This window comes from Actinomadura sp. NBRC 104412, assembly GCF_030269515.1.
Classification (GTDB): Bacteria; Actinomycetota; Actinomycetes; order Streptosporangiales; family Streptosporangiaceae; genus Spirillospora.
This window is the reverse complement of sequence record NZ_BSTM01000005.1, coordinates 351271-371444: the sequence shown is the minus strand read 5'-3', so window position 1 is coordinate 371444 and position 20174 is coordinate 351271. Positions and strand designations below refer to the sequence as shown.

Below are 20174 nucleotides of genomic sequence, written 5' to 3'. Positions count from 1 at the left end.
GGCATCCCCTCAGCCCGATACAGCCGACGGATCTCTGCCCAGTCCTCCACCTTGATCACCCTCCAGAGGATGAAGGGGGTCAAGGTTCGCGCGTCCACAGGGGGTCATTCTTCAGCCGCCACCGACACGATCGCGACCGAAGGCAGTTCCGAGCTTGCGAGGAACTGATCGCGTAGCGAGCCCCTGGGCGAGTCGGAGCGATGCAGCGATCGCCGCAAGCACGACAAGCGAGGAGCGCCAGCGACGAGCGCAGCTCGTGCTTGCCAATAAACACAGCAACGATTGTGCATCCACTGATCGTGGGTGGTGCCGTCAAATGGGGATGTAGCGCGACAATCTCCTCCGTTCGCATCTATCGCACATACCGGATCGGCTCCCGTCCTCCCGTGCGTCCGGCGGCCCCTGGACGGCTCGTGGCATGGCGTGCCGTGCCGGTGACTGGAGAGGTTTGTGAAGAGGCTCCTACTCGTCGCGGTGGCCGTGGCCGTGGGGATCGGTGGTACGGGTGCCGCCGTCTCCGCGGAGGTGGCGCCGGCGACGGCGAAGATCGCGTGGGGTGAGTGTCCCACCGATGTGACCGGTGGCCAGTACCTGGAGGACGCGGAGTGCGGCCAGGTCGAGGTGCCGCTGGATTACGGCAGGCCGGGCGGCCGGAAGATCTCGCTGGCGGTTTCGCGGGTGAAGGCCACCGACAAGGCCAATTACCAGGGGGTTCTGATCGGGAACCCGGGCGGGCCGGGGGCGAGCGGCTTGTACCTGTCCGGTGGGCTGGCCTCGTGGCTGCCGCCGGAGGTCGCGGCTCGGTACGACATCATCGGCTTCGATCCGCGTGGCGTGGAGTCGAGCAAGCCCGCCATCAGCTGCATTCCGGACTACAGCGACCCGACGCGGCCGGACTATGTTCCCGCGAACGCGCGTGAAGAGGCGGCCTGGCTGGCCCGTTCGAAGCGGTACGCGGACGCGTGCGCGAAGAAGTACGGGTGGATGTTGCCGCACATGCGCACCACCAACTCGGCCAGGGACCTCGACTCGATCCGCAAGGCCCTGGGCGTCCCGCAGATCAGTTACTACGGCTTCTCCTACGGCACCTACCTTGGGGCCACTTACGCCTCGATGTTCCCCAAGAACGTCAAGCGGATGGTGTGGGACGGCAATGTCGACTCCCGCAACGTCTGGTATGAGGCCCAGCTTCGCCAAAACGAGGCGTTCGAGCGCAACATGAAGCTGTGGTGGGCCTGGATCGCCAAGTACCACTCCCTCTACGGGCTGGGCAGGACCGAGGCGGCCGTGGAGGCGAACTACTACAAGGTGCGCGCCGCGGCGGAGAAGAGCCCGATCGGCGGCAAGATCGGCCCGTCCGAGCTGGACGACATCGTGCTCACCGCCGGGTACCACACGGGGTTCTACATCCCGTTCGCCGAGGCCCTGTCGGCGTGGGTCACCAAGAAGGACCCGGCCCCGCTGCTGGGCTGGGTGGCCGAGGGCGGCGGTGACAACTCCTTCGCCATCTACCTCGCCGTTCAGGCGGTGGACGCGCCGTGGCCGCCGAAGTGGAGGACCTGGCACAACGACGCGGCCCGCCAGTACAAGAAGGGCATTCGGTTCAACGCTTGGTCCAACACCTGGTTCAACGCCCCGATCCACTTCTGGGGCGCGGACGCGGGCAAGGCGTTCCCGATCGGTGACAAGCGCAAGGCGGCCCCGCCGATCCTGCTGGTGCAGAGCACGCTGGACGCGGCCACCCCGTACCCGGGCGGCCCGCAGATGCGCAAGCTGTTCCCGTCCGCGACGCTGCTCGCCGAGCTGGGCGGCAAGACGCACGCGAACACGCTGAACGGCAACGCCTGCGTGGACGGCAAGGTCGCCGCGTACCTGTTCGACGGGACGCTGCCGCGGCGCAAGCCGGGGCAGGGCGCGGACGTTACCTGCGATGCGGTGCCGGCCTTGAACGACCCGGACCCGACCGCGAACACCCTGCGGTCGGCTGGGCCGGGCAAGGGTAAGGACGTCGTCATCGGCCGTCCGTAGCCGGTCCTCACGCTCCACGGCGGGTCGTCCGTACGCAGCCCGCGCCGCTGCATACGGCGGCCCGCCGTGGCTTGTTCCTCCGGCGTTTCGCCGACGTTGAGGGCCGTGTGAGCAGGAATCGCTGCTTATGCGGTTGCGCAGCTGGGACGGGGGGTGCCCGGTAGAAAACCGGAGTGCAGAACGTCCGAACGAAGATTGTGACCGCAGGGGCGCTTACCTTGACCACCGCCCTGGGCATGCTCCCGGGGGCCGCCGGTGCGGCGCCTCTCGCGCAGGGGATCGACTGGAAGCCCTGTCCCAAGAACGACCCGCTCGCGGGGTCGGCTCTTAAAGGGCTGGAGTGCGGCACGCTGCGGGTGCCGCTCGACTACGCCCGGCCTGATGGCGAGCAGGTGACGCTGGCGCTGACCCGGGCCAGGCACACCGCGCCTCGTTCACAGGGCGTGGTGCTGCTCAACCGCGGCGGCCCAGGCGCCCAAGGACGCGACATGCCCGCGGTCTTCACGCAAATGCTGCCCAAGGATGTTACGGGGAGCTACGACTGGGTCGGGTACGACCCGCGTGGCGTGGGGGCGAGCAAGCCGTCCTTGATGTGCGACCCCAAGTACCAGAACCCCGGGCACGCCAAGCCCGACGCCATCCCCGCCAACGCGGCGGAGGAGCAAGCCTGGGTGATGAAGGCGCGTGCCTACGCGGACGACTGCATGGCCAAGTACGGCAAGGTGCTGCCGCACATGGGCACGCGGGACTGGGTGCGTGACCTGGAGGCCATACGCTTCGCCTTGGGGGAGAAGCGGATCAACTACTTCGGTTACTCGTACGGCACCTACCTGGGTGCCGCGTACGCCACGGCCTACCCGGAGCGGGTCCGGCGGATGGTGCTCGACAGCGTGGTGCGGCCCAGCGGTGTCTGGTACGCCAACAACCTTGACCAGAACGTGGCCTTCGAGAAGCGCATCCATGCCTTCTACCGCTGGATCGCCCGGCACCACGCGACGTACGGGCTGGGCAGGTCCGGTGGGGCCGTGGCGTCCGCGTACGCGAGGGTCAGGGCGGCGCTCAAGGCCAGGCCGCTGAAGGGCAAGCTGGGGCCGACGGAACTGGACGACATGGTCCTCACCGACGGCTACACCGACCAGCTTTGGCCGTCCCATGCCCACGCGCTCTCTGCGTTCGCCGTCAGGAAGGACCCGCGTCCCCTGCTGAAGGCGTTCCGTCCACCCGGGTGGGCGGACCTCAACAACTACAGCGTCTACAGCGCCGTCCAGTGCCGCGACGCGGCCTGGCCGCGCCGGTGGGGTGTCTGGCATGCGGACAACTGGCGCCTGTACCGCTCGGGGTACCGCTTCGAGACCTGGGGCAACGCCTGGTACAACGCACCCTGCGCGTTCTGGGGCGTGCCCGGGGGACCGCCGCCTCGGATCGGGGGAACCCTGCGGACGCCCCCGCTGCTGCTGATCCAGAGCACCGAGGACGCGGCCACGCCGTACTCGGGCGCGTTGGAGACCCACCGCCTGTTCCCGACCTCGCGGCTGGTCGTCCAGGACGGCAGCGGGAACCACGGCATCTCCGTTAGGGGCGACAAGTGCCTCGACAGGGCCGTCATCGCGTACCTGCGGGACGGCGTGCTGCCCGAGTCCCGTCCAGGGCCGGATGCGGTTTGCGCGGCGGGCGCTCCGCCCAGGCCCAAGGCCGCGAAGAAGTCGCGCTAGCGGGTATGGGAACCTGCGGGTACGTCCTGGAGGGGGACGTCATAGGCTTAATGATGTGGTGCTGACAGTGGTGACCTTCACCAGGTCGCTCCTCCGTGAGGGGGGCCGGTAGCCATGCGCATGCTGGGGTCCTTGCCGGTACGGGTCCTGGACGACCGTCACCGGGCCGAGGCCCTGGCCATTCTTGACGCCGACCCGGTTTCCAACGTGTTCGTCAGCTCGCGGGTCCATTCGGCGGGCCTGGACCCACGGCGGCTGGGCGCCCAGATGTGGGGCTACATGAGGGACGGTCACCTGACGTCGCTCTGCTATTCGGGGGCGAACCTCGTCCCTGTGGCCGCCACGTCCGATGCCCTGCGGGCGTTCGCGGAACGTGCCCGAGCGCAGGGGAGGCGGTGCTCGTCCATAGTCGGCGCCGTCGACGCCGTGAGCGAGCTATGGGAAATGCTGGCCCCTTACTGGGGGCCGCCCAGGGTGATCCGTCATTCCCAGCCGGTGATGGCGACGTCCACCGTCCCACCGGTCGCGGCCGACGAACGGGTGCGGCAGGTGCGGATGGACGAGTTCGACATCATCTACCCCGCGTGCGTGGCGATGTTCACCGAGGAGGTCGGCGTCTCCCCGAATTCCGGGGATGGCGGCGTCCTCTACAGGGCGCGCGTGGCCGAGCTCATCAGGGCGGGACGCGCCTACGCCCGCATCGAGGACGGCCGTGTCATGTTCAAGGCCGAGGTGGGGGCCGTGACCCCGTACGCGTGCCAGGTGCAGGGGGTCTGGGTGCCGCCCGACCTGCGCGGCCACGGCCTTTCGGTGCACGGTATGGCGGCCTTGGTGGAGAAGGCGCTGAGCTCGATCGCGCCCACGGTGTCCCTGTACGTCAACGACTTCAACACGCGGGCGCGCGCCGCCTACCGCCGCGTCGGCTTCTCTGAGGTCGACACGTTCATGTCGGTGCTGTTCTGACCCTGCCGCTGACGCTCAGGTGACGAGCAGGCCCAGCAGGCGGTCCAGTTCGGCCTTCGGGTCCGCGGTGAGGCCCGCATGGACGGGCCCTGGCTGGACGATCGTGCTGCGCGGCGCGGTCAGCCAGCGGAACCGGCTGCCCTGCGACTCCCCGGCCGCCTGCCCGGCCTGTTCGCCTCCGCAGCACAGCGCGTCCACCGCGCGCAGCGCGGACCTCACGCCGTCCAGGTCCAGCGCGGGATCGAGCGCCAGCAGCCGCGACTCGTCCATATGCGACCGGCATCCCAGGAAGTCCAGCGCCTGGCAGTAGACGACGACGCCCACGTTCATCGCCTCGCCCCGCTCCACCCGGGGCACCACCCGCAGCGCCGCGTACTCGAAGACGTGCCGGTCCTTCCGCGCGGCGGTCATGCGGGACCTTCCAGCCAGTCGGGACGGTTCTCGCGGGGCCGCCCGGAGGTGCCGGAGCCCCCCAGCGGCGGGCGCCTGTCGCCGAGCGACAGCTCGGGCAGCCAGTCGCGGGGCTTGCTCGCCCGTTCCGCCAGCAGGGCGGCGTAGGCGTCCCGCACGGCGTCGGGGCCGTCGAAGCCGGATTCCCCCTCCAGCCAGCGGTCCGGGACGAGCCGCACCACCTCCCGCAGCAGCTCCTCGGTGATCTTGGGGAGCAGCTCGGCCTCCGCGTCGGCCAGCTTCTTCGCCCACGGCGTGAGCACATGGTCGTCCACGTCGTACGGGCCGGAGAACAGCCGCGCCGCGTTGGCCCAGGCGTGGTGGAAGTACAGGCTCGCCCCGTGGTCGATCAGCCACACGTCGCCGTGCCAGACCAGCATGTTGGGGTTGCGCCAGCTCCGGTCGACGTTCCCGATGAACGCGTCGAACCACAGCACCCGCGACGCGAACTCGGGATCGGGACGCCAGCCGAGCGGGTCGAAGCCCAGGGAGCCGGGCAGGAAGTCGATGCCCAGGTTCCAGCCGGCGCTGGCCTTGAGCAGGTCCTGCACGTCCGGGTCCGGCTCGTGCCGCCCGATCACCGGATCCAGCTCCATGATCACCTGATCGGGCACGCGGAACCCGAGCCGCCGTCCCAGCTCACCGGCCAGCACCTCGGCGATCAGGGCCTTGCGGCCCTGCCCGGCGCCGTGGAACTTCATCACATAGGTCCCGAGGTCGTCGGCCTCGACGATCCCCGGCAGCGACCCGCCCTCGCGCAGCGGCGTCACGTACCGGGTGGCGGTCACAAGCGGCAGCACGCCCTCACGCTATCGGGTGCCCGTGTCACGCCTGCCGGCGGCGGGATAATGACGGGCATGCCCGGTGAGCTGGTGGACCTGTCGGTGCCGATCGTCTCCGGCATGCCGGTGTACCCGGGCGACCCGTCCGTGGTGGTGACGCCCGCGCTGACCGTCGCCGCCTCCGGGGTGAACGTGCGGCGGCTCCACCTGGGATCCCAGTCGGGCACACACGTGGACGCGCCCTACCACATCGACGATCTGCTGCCCGGACTCGAACGGCTTCCGCTGGAGCAATTCACGGGGCGTGCCGTCGTGCTGGACGCCCGTGGTCTCGCCCCGCGTACCGCCATCGGCCCGGCGGCGCTGCCCGAGGGGCTGGAGCCCGGCGTGGTCCTGCTGATCGCCACGGGCTGGTCGCGGTACTGGGGCGAGGACGGGTACCTCGCGCATCCCTACCCGTCCGTGGAGCTGGCCGAGGCGATCGTCGCGGCGGGGGTCCGCACCGTCGGGATCGACGCGCTCAGCGTGGACCGCACACCGCCGCGGGAGGACCCCGGCGGCCTCGCGCTGGACGTCCACCGCGTCCTGTGCGGGGCGCACGCGGTGATCGCCGAGAACCTGACCGGCCTGGACCGCCTGCTGGCGGCCCAGGCCGAAGGGCGGGCGATCGAGGTGTCGCTGTTCCCGATCAGGCTGGACGGGGACGGCGCGCCGGTCCGCGCGGTCGCCCGGATCCGGTGACCGCTCACATCTTGGCGATGATCTCCTCGGCGTACCGCTCCATCGTGGCGATCTTCAGGCCGAGCGGGTTGCCGGAGTTGGCGGCCTTGATCTCGGGGGTGGGCGTCCACCAGGGCATCGCCATCATGCCCCGCACGCCCCGGTCCTCCCATTTGCGGTAGAGGTCGGCGCTGGGCGGCATCGCGAGCGGGGCGATCACGTCCACGTCGTCCAGCGTGCGGCCCTCCTCGGCGAGGAAGCGCTCCATCCTCACCAGCAGGTCCTCCAACTGCTCCTCGCTGTAGAAGCGGTTGCCGACCCAGCCGTCCCCGAGCCGGGCGGTACGGCGCAGCGCCGCGTCGCTGTCACCGCCGATGAAGATCGGGACGGGCTTGCCGGGAACGGGCATAATCCTCAGCGGCCCGTAGTCGTAGTACGTGCCGTGGTGCTCGACCATCCCGCCCTTCCACAGCTCGCGCAGCGCCGGGATCAGCTCGTCCAGCCGCCTGCCCCGGGTGTGGAAGTCCTGCCCGGTCTGAAGGAACTCGTCCTTGCACCAGCCCGCGCCGAGCCCGGCGATCACCCGGTCGCCGGACAGGGCGGCGGCGGTCGAGATGGCCTTGGCGCTGGTGAACAGGTCCCTGGCCGGGGCGATGTAGACGTTGGTGGCGAACCGCACCCGTTCGGTCACCGCCGCCATCGCCCCGATCGTCACCCACGCGTCCGGCCAGTGCGTGTCCGGGTCGTACGGCGGCGCGCCCGACTCGGTGTACGGGTACCGGGCCTCGTAGTCGGCGTAGAAGATGTGGTCCGACACCGCGACCGTCGAGAAGCCGAGCCGGTCGGCGGCCTTCGCGAGCTCCACGTACTCGCCGGTGTCGACGAACGCGGCGCTGAGCCAGAACTCCATGCGCGTGCCTCTCTCAGCCGTGGAACTCGGGGATGACCTTGGTGGCGAAGATCTCCAGGTTGCGCTTGACCGTGTCCAGCGGCAGCACGCCCTGCTGGCCCTGCATGAACAGGCCGAACCACTCCAGGTCGGGCATCCGGTCCAGCATCCGCTGGATGCCGCGCTTGACGTCGTCCGGCGTGCCCAGCAGCGCCATCTCGACCTCGTGCATGCGCTGGAAGTTGCCCTTTTCGGGCGAGATGGGCTTGTGGCTCTCGTCCTCCTGGGTGCGCAGCACCTCCAGGTAGCCGAACGGGCCGAAGAACGCGCTGAAGTCCTTCTGCATGCCCTTGCCGTACGTGGCCAGGGCCTCCTCGCGGGAGTCCGCCATGCCGATGATCTTCAGGATGCCGGTGTGCTCGCCCAGCTTGTAGTGCCGGCCCTGGCGGGCGCTCTCCTCCTGGTAGAGCTTGGCCTTCGCGGCGTGGTCGTCGGGGTTGGGGGTGAACAGCCAGGGCATGATGCCCTCCTGCGCCGCCTTGATCACCGACCGGTCCGACACGGTGAACGGCTGCCACAGCTCCGGGTGCGGGTTCTGGTAGGGCTTCGGGCACACCGACACCGACCGGATCACGCCCTGGTCGTCGATCTCCCCGGGCGCGCCGAACGTGCGCGTCCACTCCGCCGCCGGCCAGCCCTCGATACCGCTGTAGGGCGCGGGCACCTCGTAGTCGAGCACGTCGCTCTTGTAGCGCAGCGTGTCCTGCGACCAGGCCATCTTCATGATCTTGAGGACCTCGCCGAACACGTCGAAGTTGCGGTTGTCGGACGCCGAGCCGTCCGACCGCGCCGCCGCCGCGTGCCAGCGCTGCCCCAGCACGTTCATCCACCGGTTCTGGTAGCCGCGGGCGACGCCCAGCCGCAGCCGTCCCTTGGAGAAGTGGTCGAGCAGCGCCACGTCCTCGGCGGCGCGGATCGGGTCCCAGGCCGGCAGGACGATGCCCAGCGGCGCCAGCAGGATCCGCTCGGTGCGGGCCGCCAGGTCGGTCAGGAACATCAGCGGGTTGACCGAGAACTCGAAGCCCTCGGAGTGGAAGTGGTGCTCGGTCATCATCAGCGCGTCGAAGCCGAGCCGGTCGGCGTGCACCGCGATTTCGCGGACCTCGTCCAGCAGCATCTGGTACGACTCGACGTCCCGGCCGATGGGCCTTCTGGCCTTGGCGTTCTCCTCCGAGGCGTAGCCGGACCCGGGGATCTGCGGGTTGAGGAAGATGGCGAACTTCACGCGTCCTGCTCCTTGTCGTCGGGGGTGGCGAGCGTGCTGTCGGGTGTGTCGAGTTCCGCCAGCCAGGTGCCGACGACCAGCAGGAACTCGGCGGGCCGCTCCGCGTGCAGCCGGTGTCCGCCGCCGGGCCACACCAGCGCCCGGGACGCGGGATGCTTGAACAGCCCCTGCTCCCAGGCCGCCGACTCGGCCTGGACGCCCGACCAGAGCGTCAGGACCGGGCACTCGCGGCGGGCGATGTAGGCGTCCGAGGCGGGGCGGATGCCGAACTGCTCGTCCCCCTCGTACATCCCGGCGAACGCCTGCACGAGCGCCGCGGGGGCCGTACCGAGGATCTTGCGCCGGTGCAGCTCCCTCAGCCACGGGGGAGAGGCGGGCGTGTAGCACCACTGGTCGCTGGCGATCGCCGTCGTGTACGGGTCGCCGCTGCGCAGCCCTTCGAGCATCGCGGGGAACGCGGCGGCGACCTCGGGGGTCTGCCCGTAGCCGGGGTCGACGCACACCAGCGCGTTGACCCGTTCGGAGTGTTCGACCGCCAGCGCGCTCGCGATCAGGCCGCCGAGGGAGTGACCGATCACGTTCACCCGGTCGATCCCGAGATGGTCCAGCAGCCGCACCAGGTCGGCGGCGAAGTCGCCGGGGCGGTAGCCGCTCTCCGGCGCCGAGGAGTACCCGTGCCCGCGCAGGTCGGGCGCGATCACCCGATGCCGGGCCGACAGCTCGGGGATATGGAAGACCCAGTCGTTGGAGTCGGCCCCGTACCCATGGACGAGCAGCAGGGGCACCCCACCGTCACCATCACCAGGACCGTCGTCGGTGTAGAAGATCTTCACGTCCCCGAGCTCGGCGAATGGCATGGCGTTCCTCCGTGGCCGGCGTGGAGCCGTCGAAGCGAAGGCTCCGAACAAGCGCACGCTACATCAAGGGGCGTTACCGAGCAATCGCTTGGTTTCAAGGTAGTGTGGTCGCGTCCCGCCTGCTGCGGAGCGGGCCGGGCACGCTGCACGAAAGGGGTGTCGCGGGATGCGACTGGGCGTCACGCTGTTCACGACCGACCGGACGATGCCGGCGCACGAGCTCGCGGTCGCCGCCGAGGAACGCGGCTTCGTCTCGCTCTACGTCCCGGAGCACACCCACATACCGGTCTCCCGGAAGACCCCGCCGCCGACCGGCGTGGAGACGCTGCCCGACGAGTACGCCCGCACGCCCGATCCGCTGGTCGCGCTGGCCGCCGCCGCGGTGGTCACCGAGCGGATCCGCCTCGGGACGGGCATCGCGCTGCCCGCCCAGCGCGACCCGATCGTCACCGCCAAGGCGATCGCGACGCTGGACCGGCTCGCGGGCGGCCGGTTCGTCCTCGGCATCGGCTACGGGTGGAACGAGGAGGAGGCCGCCGACCACGGCGTCCCGTGGAGGCGGCGGCGCGCCATGGTGCGCGAGCACGTCCTGGCCATGCGGGAGCTGTGGACGGAGGACGAGGCGGCCTTCGAGGGCGAGTTCGTGGCGTTCGAGCCGTGCTGGTCGTGGCCCAAGCCCGAGGGGCGCATCCCGGTACTGCTCGGCGGCGCGCCGGGGCCGACGCTGTTCGCGCACATCGCCGAGTACGGCGACGGGTGGATCCCGATCGGCGGTGCGGGGATCCGGGACGCGCTTCCCGCCCTGCGCGAGGCGTGCGCCGCCGCGGGCCGGGAGATGGTCCCGGTCGTCCCGTTCGGCACCGTGCCGAACCCGCAGAAGCTCGACTACTACGACTCGCTCGGCATCGAGGAGGTCGTCCTGCGCGTGCCCGCGGGCGGGCGCGACGAGGTGCTTCCGGTGCTGGACGAGTACGCGCGGACCTACCCGGACCGGCTCGCCTAACCCGGTCGCCGCCTAGCGGATCATGCGGAAGCAGAAGAAGGTCGGGAAGCGGTAGTACTGGCCCTTGCCGGCCTTGACCGCCCCGAGGATGAGGAACACCCACTGCCCGAGCCCGTCCACCAGGTAGACCGGCACCAGCAGGGCGAGGAACGCGGGCTGGTCGAACCCGATTGCCAGCGGCACGGCGACCAGCAGCACCGCCAGCACGTGGATCAGGATCGTGAGCATGTAGTTCAGCGACTGGGCCGCGTGGAACCGGACGAACGCCGACTCGCGCCTCTTCACGAAGTAGACGACCAGCGGCGCGATGAAGCTGACGAGCAGGGTCCCGATGTAGGACATCAGCGCCCAGGTGGTCTCCTCGCTGGTGACCTGCGTTCCCGGGCCCTGGGGTACGCCGGGCGGGCCGTAGCCCCAGCGCGGGTCGTACGACTGACCGCCCGGCGCGCCGTATCCGGGTGGCGGCTGGTCCTGGCCCGCCTGCCCGTAGTTGGGCGCCTGCCCGTACTCCTGCTGGCCGTACCCCTGCTGGCCGTACTGGGGCGCCTGACCGTACCCCGGCGGGGGCGGTGCGGATGGCGGCTGCCCGTAGGGGGTCGGGTGGGGCGGCGGCAGTCCGTCGTCACCTGGCGGAGGGGATGGTTGTTCGCTCACGCGAAGGAACCTATCGGAAATCGGGCAGGCCGCCAGGGTTCAGCCGAACACGATCACCGAGCGGGCCACCGCCCCGGAGCGGACGCGGGCCACGCCCTCGTTCACCGCGTCCAGCGGAATGCGCTCGCTGACCAGCCCTTCCAGGTTCAGCCGTCCGCGGCGGTACAGGTCGGCCAGCATCGGCAGGTCGCGTGCGGGCGTGGCGTCGCCGCCCTGCGTGCCCATCAGCCTCCTGGAGCCGAAGAGCTGCCCCGGCGGGATCCGCAGGTCCTCGCCGGCGGACGGGCTGCCGACCATCACGGTCGTCCCGCCGGGCTGGGTGGCGGCGAACGCCTTGGCCAGCACCGCGGCGACGCCGGTGACGTCGAAGGCGTAGTCGACCCCGCCGCGGACGATCTCGTTCACCTGCGCGGGGAGGTCGTCGGCGAGGATCGTGTGGGTGGCGCCGAACTCCTCGGCCAGCCGCAGCTTGGCGTCCACCACGTCCGCGGCGATGATCGTGGTGGCGCCCGCCAGCACCGCGCCCTGGACGGCGTTCAGCCCGACGCCGCCGCAGCCGACCACCAGCACGCTGGAGCCCGGCTCGACCCGCGCGGTGTTGAGCACCGCGCCGACCCCGGTGACCACGCCACAGGCGGTGAGGGCGAGCAGGTCGAGCGGCAGATCCGCGCCGACCTTGACGCACATCGCCTCGCCCACCACGACCTTCTCGGCGAACGAGCCGATGCCGATGAAGGGGCGGACGGTCTCGTCCCCGGCCGACAGGCGGGTGGTGCCGTCGGCGGCGAGCCCCATGATCGCCGACATCCGGGAGGTGCCGCTGCACAGGTGGGGGCGGGCGCGCGCGCAGTTGCGGCAGTGCCCGCACGGGCCGTTCATCGCGACGATGACATGGTCGCCGGGCCGGACGGTGGTGACGCCGGGGCCCGTCTTCTCGACCACGCCGGCGCTCTCGTGGCCGAGCAGGCACGGCAGGTGGGTGACGACGGGGCTCTTGCCGTCGATGGCCTTGATGTCGGAGCCGCAGATGCCCGAGGCGGCCACCTTGACCAGCACCTCGCCCGCGCGCGGGTCCTGCACCTCCACCTCGGCCACGTCCAGGGGCTTGCCGAACTCGCGCAGCAGCGCCGCCCGCATCGTCGTCGTTCCCGTGCCGCCGTCTCCGCTCACCGTGTTCCACCTTTCCGCCGGTCCGCGGGGCCAACCGTAACACCAAGCATTTGCTTGGTCGAGTGCGCGGGGAGGCGAGGATCACCTGCGTCCGGTCGCGTCCCCGGTTGATCAAGCGCACCTGAGGGCGTGATTTCGTGAGAGCCTGTGACCAGCGGCGCGCGGCCGCGGACCGCACGCCGCGCGAGGCACGCACGCACGGCTGGAGGGCGAGAGGGTTGGGTGGGCCCCGGGGAGAGCTTCCCGTGGAGCCGACCGGCTTCGTGGGGCGCGACGACGAACTGAAGGCGGTGCGCGCCGCCCTCGAACGGTCGCCGCTCGTCACGCTGACCGGTCCCGGCGGTGTGGGCAAGAGCCGCCTCGCCCTGCGGGTCGCGCACGAGCTCTACGGGCGGTTCCCGGACGGGATCGGCTTCGTGGAGCTGTCCGGCCTCCGCGAGGAACGGCTGCTGACCGGCACCGTCGTCGGCGCCCTCGGCCTGGACGACGGCACGACCGCCGCCACGCCCGAACGGGTCGCCGGTGCTCTGGGCGGCCGCCGGTTCCTGCTGATCCTCGACACCTGCGAGCACCTGGTCGACGCGTGCGCCTCGTTCGTCCGGTTCCTGGTGGCGTCCTGCCCGGAGCTGCGGGTGCTGGTCACCGGCAGGCAGCCGCTCGGGACGCGCGAGGAGTTCGTGCTGCACGTCCCGCCGCTGCCGCTGCCCGCACCGGGCGCCCTGCGCGGCGAGCCCGAGGCGTCCACGGGCGGCGACGCGCTCGCCCTCTTCGCGGAACGGGCCGCCCAGGCCGTCCCCGGGTTCACGCTCGGCCCCGAGAACCTGCGCGACGTCGCGCTGCTGTGCCACCGCCTGGACGGCATCCCGCTGGCGATCGAGCTGGCCGCCGCCCAACTGCGCAGCACCCCGCTGGAACGCCTCGTCCGCCAGGTCGACGGGCTGTTCTGGACGCTGGAGAGCGCCCCCGGCGACGACGCCGCCGACGAGGACATCCGCCACCGGACGCTGCGCACCACCGTCGGCTGGAGCCACGAGCTGTGCGCCCCGCTGGAACGCCTCCTGTGGGCGCGGCTGGCGGTCTTCAGCGGCGGGTTCAACCTCACCATGGCGATCGAGGTGTGCGCCGACGAGCGGCTCGGCCCGGACGCCGTCGCCGAGTGCCTGAGCGGGCTGGTGGAGAAGTCGGTCGTGCAGCGGGTGTCCTCGTCCCGGTACGACATGCTGGACACGATCCGCGAGTACGGCGCCGTCTGGCTGGAGGCCGTCGAGGACATCGGCCCCCTGATGGCCCGCCACTACGACTGCGTCGCGCGGCTGGCCACGGGCGCCGCGGCGGCCTGGCTGAGCGACGACCAGCTCCACTGGGCGCGCCGCGTCGACACCGAACGCGGCAACATCCACACGGCTCTGGAGTACTGCCTCAGCACGCCCGGCCAGGAGGCGGCGGGGCTGCGCCTGGCGTCGACGCTGTGGGGGACGTGGCTGTCCCGGGGCCGCTACACCGAGGCGCGGCACTGGCTCGAACGCGGCCTGTCCCTGGTGACCGAGCCCGTCCCGGAACGGGCCGAGGCCCTGTGGCAGTGCGCGTACCTGCTCACCAACCAGGGCGACTCGACCGGGGCGCTGCCGCTGCTCGCCGAGGCGGCCCAGATCATGCAGCTCGACGACGACATGCCGGGGTACGCGAGGACCCTGCGCACGCTGGGCACCGCCGCCATGTTCCTCGGCGAGGCCGAACGGGCCCACCGCTGCTTCACCGAGGCCCGCCAGATCCTGGTCGCGCACGGCCTGAACTGGGATCTGGTCCTGCTGCACGTCCTGCACGCCTACCTGCACGTCGGGCTGGAGGATTACGACGCGGCGCTCGCCGAATGCGATGAGGCGCTGCGGCTCCTGCGGAACGCCCCCACCGAATGCTGGCTGCGTTCCTGGGCGGGGTACGTCAAGGCGGTGGCCCGCATGCGCCTGGGCGACGCCGACGGCTGCGTCAGGGAACTGCGGGCCTGCGTCGAGCGGTTCCGGCAGATGGACGACCAGACCGGGCTGACCAACTGCTACGAGCTGCTCGCCTGGGCGTACACGCGGCTGCACCGGTACGCCGAGGGCGCGCTGCTGCTCGGCGCCGCGTCCCGGCACGAGGACACGGCGAAGGTGCCGCGGCTCAGCGCCCTGACACCGGGCAACGGCCTGGCCGAGCTGGAGGCCCGAACGCGCGAGGCGCTGGGCGCCGGGCCGTTCGCCGAGCACTGGCGGCGCGGCAGGTCCCTCGGGGTGGACGAGCTCGTCCGCCTCGCCCGCGGCGAGCCGCTGAGCCTCTGACCACCGTCTTCGACGGAACCGTTTCGCGATTCGCCTACCGGGCCGCGATACTGCGGGCATGGTCGACGGATCGATGAACAGCCTGCTCCGCGAGCATGTCCTGGTCGCGCTGGCACGCGGCGAGGACGACTTCGAGACCATCGTCGCCGACGCCCTCGAACTGCTGGAAGGCGAGGTGGACCGGGACGCCGTCGACGCGGCGGCACGGGCCGCGTTCGCCGCGTACCGGGAGGAGCAGCGCGGCTGGAACGGCGACCTGCTCGACTCCGAGCGGCTCCTCGCCGCCTTCCGCGACCTCGACCTGGACGGTGTCGTGGCGCGCGCCGACTTCACCTGCTGCCAGTCCTGCGGCATGAACGAGATCGCCGGGCTGGCGGTCCCGCACGCCCGCGGGTACGTCTTCTGCCACCGCCAGGACGTGGACGCCGCCGCGCGGGGCGAGGGGCTGTTCCTCTCCTACGGCGCGTTCAGCCCCGACGGCGACCCCGCCGAGATCGGCGCCCGCGTGATGGACGCCCTCCGCGCGCGCGGCCTGACCGCCGAGTGGGACGGCGCGGCCACCTCCCGCATCCACCTTCCCCTGACCTGGCGGCGCCGCCGTTACGCCCACCTGGCCGCCTCGCCCGACGTGCCCGCCTCGGACGGCCCGCTCCAGGTCACCTACTGCGACTACACGCGCGGGCGTCAGGAGGACGACCCCGTACCGATGTCGTTCGAGGCGTTCCGGGGGCTGCTGTACGAACTCGTCCCGTCCAACGACAACTTCGTCACCTGCCAGGGCCGGTCGGGCGGGGTGGTCCAGGGCATGTGGGACGACGGCCCGCGCTTCTGGCTGGAGACCCCCGACACGGGCGCGCGCTGCTCGTACGGCCGCTGGGCCGGCTTGGACGAGGCCGCGCGGGTCGTGCGTGCCCTGGCCGATGAAGACCGTGTGGCGATCACCGACCTGGGGGATCTGGAGACCGTCGTCTGGACCTGACGCCCCCGCCGGATCCGGTACGTGCCCGCCCGATCTAGAATCCAGTTCGGCCGATCAACGGGAGGTGGCATGGCCGAACAGGACACCGGCGCGGTTCTCGCTGGAACGGGCGACGCGCAGGTGGCGGCCCTCTCCGCGCTGGCCGACCGCGTACGCGAGCTGACCGAGGCGGTCCTTTTCACCGACGCTCCCCCTGCCGAGCTCGCGGCGGTCTCGGCCGAGCTGGAAGCCCTCACCGCGCGGCTGTCCGCGTCGCGCAGGCCCGGACTGCCGGACGCGGTGCTCGGACCGGACGGCATGCCGTACCAGCCGGCCAGCCCGGTGACCGGAGCGCTCAACCCGATCGCGCCGCCGGTCGAGTTCACCGCCGACCCGGACGGCACCGTCCGCTCCACGGTCACGCTGAGCGCCGTGTACGAGGGCCCGCCGTCCTACGTCCACGGAGGCGTCTCCGCCATGATCCTCGACCACCTTCTGGGCATGGCGGCGGCCGTCAACGGCACCCCGGGGATGACCGCCACGCTCGACCTGCGCTACCGGCGCCCGACCCCCTGGGACGTCCCCCTGACCGTGGAGGGCAGGGTGACCCGCACGGAAGGCCGCAAGACCTGGGCCGACGGCTGGATCCGGACTCCCGACTCCAAGACCACGGTGGAAGCCACCGCCATGTTCGTCTCACCCAAGCCCCCGGCCCCTGCCCCCTGGGCGTAGGACTCGGGCGACCAGTAGGACTCGGGTGACCTGAAGGGGCCGCGCCGCCTGGTCAGACGACGGCCCAGACGACCTTGCCGTTGTTGGTGGGGCGCCAACCCCAGTCGGACGCCAGCGCGCCGACGATCATCAGGCCGCGCCCGCCGATGGATTCGGGGCCGGAGTCCTGCTCCTCCGGGGGCTCGGGGTTGTCGTCCCACACCTCCAGCTCGACATGACCCTCGGACCGGGGCTTCACCACGAACGTGAGGGTGCGGGAATGCCGCACCGCGTTGTCCACCAGCTCGGAGGTGACCAGGGTCGCGTCCTCCTCGAGCTGGGGAACACCCCACCCTTCGAGCGCCGCCCGCAGTACCTGCCGCGCGGTGGGGACGGATCTGGGGTCGGCCTCCATGCTGAGCGCGCACTGTGGTCGACCGGCGTGTCCATCTTCCTCGATCAACAGATCGCCCTCCTGGCCGGTCGTGAGACTTGTTGACCAAGGAGCCGAAAGTAAACGGATATGCCGTAAGTAGACCGTGGATTTGCACTGGTCCGCCTTCGCCCCTCGCCTTCGCCCTCGCGGCGGAGCCCGGCGGCTCACGTGAAGAGCTGGCCGCCGTTGACGTCGATGGTGGCGCCTGTGGTGGAACGCGACCGGTCCGAGGCCAGGTACAGGACGGCCTGGGCGATGTCCTCTTCGGTGGGGATGCGGCGCAGGGCCATGGCGTCGGTGTCGCGGGCGAGGATGTCCTCGTAGGCGACGCCTTCGGCGGCGGCTCGGGTGCGCATCCAGTCCTCCAGCACGTCGCTGGCGATCCAGCCGGGGGCGACGCAGTTGACGCGGATGCCGGACGGTCCCAGCTCGTCGGCCAGGCAGTGTGAGAGCAGGTGGACGGCCGCCTTCCCGGCGGCGTAGTCGCTGCGGCCCGCGTAGCCGGTGCGGCTGGACATCGAGGTGATGTTGACGATCGAGCCTCCGGCGGTCATGAGCGGCGCGAGGTAGCGGCAGGCCAGGAGGGTGCCGTACGCGGCGATCTCGACGGACGCGCGCCACCGTTCCAGGTACGCCTCGTCCATGTCCAGGACGTTCTTGCGATGGGAGCCGGGGAAGGCGGCGTTGACCAGGACGTCCACCCGGGGGAAGCGCGCCGCGACCGCGTCGGCCAGGCGGCGTACCTGGGCGGGCTCGCTGACGTCGGTGGGGACGGCGAGCGCGGTGCGCCCGCACGCCTCCACCTCGCCGGCGATGGCGGCGAGGGTCTGCTCGGTACGGGCGGCCAGGACGAGGTCGGCGCCCTCGCGGGCCAGGAGGACGGCGAGCGTGCGGCCGAGCCCGGGACCGGCGCCGGTGATGACCGCGGTCTTGCCCTGCAGGTTCATGGGCGGAGCGTACCAAGCGATTGGTTGGGATGCTGCTTGCGTATTCTGCGCATGAAAGTGTTGATTTGCGCGAAACGCGCAGTAACATGACCGTACTTCGGGGGAACGAGCGGGTCCCAGCGATGGGGCCATGGGTACGGAGTGTGCGATGCAGATCCCGATCAAGAAGAGCGTGGAGCGGATCCCCGGCGGCATGATGATCATTCCGCTGCTGCTGGGAGCGGTGATCCATACGCTCTTCCCCTCGGCCGGCGACTACTTCGGGTCGTTCACCGGCGCGCTGTTCAGCGGGGCGCTGACGATCCTCGCCGTGTTCTACGTGTGCATGGGCGCGAGCATCGACGTGCGGGCCACGCCCTACATCGTCAAGAAGGGCGGGGCGCTGTTCGCCGCCAAGGTGGCCGCCTCGATCATCGTCGGCGTCGTCCTGGGGCACTTCCTGGGCGAGCTGCCGGTGAGCGGCGGGATGTTCGCCGGGCTGTCCACGCTGGCCGTGGTGGCGGCGATCAACGACACCAACGGCGGGCTGTACATGGCCCTGATGGGGCAGTTCGGCAAGCCCAAGGACGTGGCCGCCTACTCCATCATGACGATCGAGTCCGGGCCGTTCCTCACCATGGTGACGCTGGGCGTGGCCGGGCTGTCGGCGTTCCCCTGGCAGACGATGGTCGGCGCGCTGCTTCCGCTGCTGATCGGCGCGATCCTCGGCAACCTGGACCATGACCTGCGCAGGTGGCTGGGCGGGGCGACGCCGATCCTGATCCCGTTCTTCGCCTTCGCGCTCGGCGCTGGCATCGACCTCACCAGCGTCTGGACGGCCGGGCTGCTGGGCCTGGGCCTGGGTGTCGCGGTGGTCCTGTTCAGCGGCACGCTGCTGTTCGCGGCGGACAGGCTCACCGGCGGCAACGGCGTGGCCGGGCTGGCGGCGGCGTCCACGGCCGGCAACGCGGCCGCGGTGCCCGCCATCGTGGCCAGCGCGAACCCGGCCTACAAGGCCGCCGCGGCGCACGCGACCGTGCTGGTGGCGGCGTCGGTCGTGGTGACGGCGATCCTCGTCCCGATCGTGACGGCCTGGTGGGCGCATCGCGTCCAGGGCGATGACGACGACGCGGCCGCGCGCGAGGCGGCGGAGACGACCGCGTGATGGAGATCCTGATCGTCGCGGACGATCTGAGCGGGGCGGCCGACGCCGCGGTGCCGTTCGCGGCGCGGATGAGCACCGCCGTGGCGCTCGGCGAGACCTGGCCGGACGCGCGGGTCGTGGCCGCCGACACCGACAGCCGGTACGCGCCCGAGCACGTCGCGGTGGCGCGGGTCGCGCACGCGGTGAAGCGCGGGCGCGAGGACGGCGCGCGGATCGTCAAGAAGATCGACTCCACGCTGCGGGGGAACGTCGGCGCCGAGATAGCGGCGGCCGCGGGCGAGGGCGTCCTCGCCGTGGTCGCCCCGGCGTTCCCCGCGACGGGACGGACGGTCGTCGGCGGCATCGTGCGGGTCGGCGGCGAGCCCCTTCCCGAGCGCCGGCACGGCGGTGACGTGGCCGCGCTGCTCGCGGAGGCCGGCCTGCGGGCCGAGCGGATCGGGCTGGACGCGGTCCGCGGCGGCGCACTGGATGCGCGTTTCGCGCAAGCCGCCCGGGACGGCGTGGACGCCGTGGTGTGCGACGGCGAGACCGACGACGACCTGACGGCGGTCTGCGAGGCGCTCGGCGACGGGATGCTGCTGGCCGGATCCGGCGGTGTCACGGCGGCGCTGGCCCGCACGCTGGGGCCGGCGCGTCCGCCCAGGATCCCGCCCCCGGACGGGCCCGCGCTCGTCGTGGTCGGCAGCTACTCGGAGACGGCCCGCGCACAACGCGCGAAGCTGATCGCGGACGGCTGGACGGCGGTGAACCTGGCCCCCGGCGAGACCGATCCCGCCAGGGCGGTCGAGGCCGTCAGGGCGGCCTTCGGCGCGGGCGCCGACGTCGTCCTGTCCGTCGACCCCGACGCGCCGGTCGACCGTGACAGGGCCCTGGCCACCGCCCGTTCGCTGGCGGCCGTGACGGTGGGCGCCGCCGAGGGGGTGGGCGTGCTGCTGGCCACCGGGGGCGAGACCGCGCGGGCCATCCTGCTGGCGATGGGCGCCGGCGAGCTGTGGCCGGTGGGGGAGCCGGAGCCCGGTGTCGTGGCCGCGCGCACCAGGCCGGGGGCGGGGACGTTGTTCATCACGAAGGCGGGCGGATTCGGCGTTCCCGAGACGCCGGCGCGCGTGCTGCGCGCCGTCCGTAACGAGCAGGGGAGTGAGTGAAG

19 protein-coding genes are annotated in these 20174 nt (G+C 71.5%); 10 read left to right on the top strand and 9 right to left on the bottom strand.

Translation table 11 applies throughout. The features are described 5' to 3' along the window. Window positions 1-450: 450 nt before the first annotated feature. The 3 genes from QSK21_RS09685 to QSK21_RS09675 all read left to right on the top strand — a co-directional run bounded on the left by QSK21_RS09685 (window position 451) and on the right by QSK21_RS09675 (window position 4703). Window positions 451-2028: an alpha/beta hydrolase gene (locus tag QSK21_RS09685; RefSeq protein ID WP_285695076.1), complete on the top strand. Its 1578-nt coding sequence runs from the start codon at window positions 451-453 to the stop codon at window positions 2026-2028. A 218-nt stretch (window positions 2029-2246) separates the two neighbouring features. Further along, entirely contained in the window at window positions 2247-3740 is a 1494-nt protein-coding gene (locus QSK21_RS09680) for an alpha/beta hydrolase (RefSeq protein ID WP_285695075.1), read from the top strand. Between the two features lie 120 nt (window positions 3741-3860). Continuing rightward, on the top strand, window positions 3861-4703 hold the full coding sequence (locus tag QSK21_RS09675; protein WP_285695116.1) for a GNAT family N-acetyltransferase: 843 nt from the start codon (window positions 3861-3863) through the stop codon (window positions 4701-4703). A 15-nt stretch (window positions 4704-4718) separates the two neighbouring features. Here QSK21_RS09675 and QSK21_RS09670 read toward each other — a convergent pair whose 3' ends face one another. Then, window positions 4719-5114 (bottom strand): DUF3037 domain-containing protein, encoded by a 396-nt coding sequence (locus QSK21_RS09670; RefSeq protein WP_285695074.1) that lies wholly within the window; start codon window positions 5112-5114, stop codon window positions 4719-4721. Continuing rightward, on the bottom strand, window positions 5111-5953 hold the full coding sequence (locus tag QSK21_RS09665; protein ID WP_285695073.1) for a HipA family kinase: 843 nt from the start codon (window positions 5951-5953) through the stop codon (window positions 5111-5113). Before QSK21_RS09665 ends, QSK21_RS09670 begins: the two co-directional genes overlap by 4 nt. Window positions 5954-6010: 57 nt before the next feature. Between QSK21_RS09665 and QSK21_RS09660 the strand changes: the two genes are divergently transcribed. Next, window positions 6011-6676 carry a cyclase family protein gene (locus tag QSK21_RS09660; RefSeq protein WP_285695072.1) on the top strand — a complete coding sequence of 222 codons (666 nt, stop codon included), beginning with the start codon at window positions 6011-6013 and terminating at the stop codon, window positions 6674-6676. A 4-nt stretch (window positions 6677-6680) separates the two neighbouring features. Here QSK21_RS09660 and QSK21_RS09655 read toward each other — a convergent pair whose 3' ends face one another. Genes QSK21_RS09655 through QSK21_RS09645 form a run of 3 tightly spaced genes read right to left on the bottom strand, consistent with a single transcriptional unit; the run spans window position 6681 to window position 9686 of the window. Continuing rightward, entirely contained in the window at window positions 6681-7565 is an 885-nt protein-coding gene (locus tag QSK21_RS09655) for a TIGR03619 family F420-dependent LLM class oxidoreductase (protein ID WP_285695071.1), read from the bottom strand. Window positions 7566-7578: 13 nt separating this feature from the next. Then, window positions 7579-8829, bottom strand: coding sequence for an LLM class flavin-dependent oxidoreductase (locus QSK21_RS09650; RefSeq protein ID WP_285695070.1), 1251 nt, complete (start codon window positions 8827-8829; stop codon window positions 7579-7581). Continuing rightward, a complete protein-coding gene (locus QSK21_RS09645; protein ID WP_285695069.1) occupies window positions 8826-9686 on the bottom strand; it encodes an alpha/beta fold hydrolase in 861 nt (286 codons plus the stop codon). The genes QSK21_RS09650 and QSK21_RS09645 overlap by 4 nt, the downstream gene beginning before the upstream one ends. Window positions 9687-9852: 166 nt before the next feature. Here QSK21_RS09645 and QSK21_RS09640 point away from each other — a divergent pair, with 166 nt between their 5' ends. Then, window positions 9853-10689, top strand: a complete 837-nt coding sequence (locus QSK21_RS09640) for a TIGR03619 family F420-dependent LLM class oxidoreductase (RefSeq protein ID WP_285695068.1) — start codon at window positions 9853-9855, stop codon at window positions 10687-10689. Between the two features lie 12 nt (window positions 10690-10701). On the opposite strand, the gene QSK21_RS09635 is transcribed toward QSK21_RS09640, so the two are convergent. Next, complete coding sequence (locus QSK21_RS09635) at window positions 10702-11343, bottom strand: DUF4870 domain-containing protein (protein ID WP_285695067.1); 642 nt, start codon at window positions 11341-11343, stop codon at window positions 10702-10704. A gap of 39 nt (window positions 11344-11382) precedes the next feature. After that, window positions 11383-12480, bottom strand: a complete 1098-nt coding sequence (locus QSK21_RS09630) for a zinc-binding dehydrogenase (RefSeq protein WP_285695114.1) — start codon at window positions 12478-12480, stop codon at window positions 11383-11385. Between the two features lie 278 nt (window positions 12481-12758). Between QSK21_RS09630 and QSK21_RS09625 the strand changes: the two genes are divergently transcribed. From QSK21_RS09625 to QSK21_RS09615, 3 genes are all read left to right on the top strand, one after another. After that, on the top strand, window positions 12759-14831 hold the full coding sequence (locus tag QSK21_RS09625; RefSeq protein ID WP_285695066.1) for an ATP-binding protein: 2073 nt from the start codon (window positions 12759-12761) through the stop codon (window positions 14829-14831). A gap of 58 nt (window positions 14832-14889) precedes the next feature. Beyond that, on the top strand, window positions 14890-15810 hold the full coding sequence (locus QSK21_RS09620; RefSeq protein WP_285695065.1) for a DUF6891 domain-containing protein: 921 nt from the start codon (window positions 14890-14892) through the stop codon (window positions 15808-15810). Window positions 15811-15879: 69 nt separating this feature from the next. Beyond that, window positions 15880-16521: a PaaI family thioesterase gene (locus tag QSK21_RS09615; protein WP_285695064.1), complete on the top strand. Its 642-nt coding sequence runs from the start codon at window positions 15880-15882 to the stop codon at window positions 16519-16521. Between the two features lie 52 nt (window positions 16522-16573). On the opposite strand, the gene QSK21_RS09610 is transcribed toward QSK21_RS09615, so the two are convergent. Both QSK21_RS09610 and QSK21_RS09605 read right to left on the bottom strand, forming a co-directional pair. Further along, the gene (locus QSK21_RS09610; RefSeq protein WP_285695063.1) at window positions 16574-16963 is read right to left on the bottom strand and encodes an ATP-binding protein; all 390 of its coding nucleotides are present in this window, start codon (window positions 16961-16963) and stop codon (window positions 16574-16576) included. 137 nt (window positions 16964-17100) lie between these two features. After that, complete coding sequence (locus QSK21_RS09605) at window positions 17101-17883, bottom strand: SDR family oxidoreductase (protein ID WP_285695062.1); 783 nt, start codon at window positions 17881-17883, stop codon at window positions 17101-17103. 148 nt (window positions 17884-18031) lie between these two features. Between QSK21_RS09605 and QSK21_RS09600 the strand changes: the two genes are divergently transcribed. Further along, a complete protein-coding gene (locus QSK21_RS09600) occupies window positions 18032-19027 on the top strand; it encodes a 2-keto-3-deoxygluconate permease (RefSeq protein ID WP_285695061.1) in 996 nt (331 codons plus the stop codon). Continuing rightward, window positions 19027-20172 (top strand): four-carbon acid sugar kinase family protein, encoded by a 1146-nt coding sequence (locus tag QSK21_RS09595; protein ID WP_285695113.1) that lies wholly within the window; start codon window positions 19027-19029, stop codon window positions 20170-20172. Before QSK21_RS09600 ends, QSK21_RS09595 begins: the two co-directional genes overlap by 1 nt. Window positions 20173-20174: the final 2 nt, after the last annotated feature.